This window comes from Peptacetobacter sp. AB800 (assembly GCF_047807365.1).
Taxonomy (GTDB): Bacteria; Bacillota; Clostridia; order Peptostreptococcales; family Peptostreptococcaceae; genus Peptacetobacter.
Genome location: NZ_JBLOUI010000110.1, coordinates 1 through 315, shown reverse-complemented (window position 1 = coordinate 315; position 315 = coordinate 1). Strand labels below are relative to the sequence as shown.

Sequence of the window (315 nt, the reverse complement as noted above, 5' to 3'; positions counted from 1 at the left end):
TTTGTTATATCCGCTCAGATGTTATCTCAAAATATCTGGCATGGTTTGTATGGCGTTCGAACTATTTGTTCGAACTAAATATATCTGCTGTTCAGTTTTCAAAGTTCATTTAAAGTGGTGGACCATCAGGGACTCGAACCCCAGACCTACCGGTTATGAGCCGGGCGCTCTAACCAACTGAGCTAATGGTCCACTTATATATAAAATATGGTGCCGAAGACCGGAATCGAACCGGTACGGGAGGATAAGTCCCGCAGGATTTTAAGTCCTGTGCGTCTGCCAGTTCCGCCACTTCGGCACATATACGTGGCTACG

Annotated in this window: 2 tRNA genes; both read right to left on the bottom strand. The window is 46.0% G+C overall.

The features are described from left to right. Positions 1-115 precede the first annotated feature (115 nt). Positions 116-192, bottom strand: a tRNA-Ile gene (locus ACK2WN_RS12360). Positions 193-208: 16 nt separating this feature from the next. Then, positions 209-298, bottom strand: a tRNA-Leu gene (locus tag ACK2WN_RS12355). Positions 299-315: the final 17 nt, after the last annotated feature.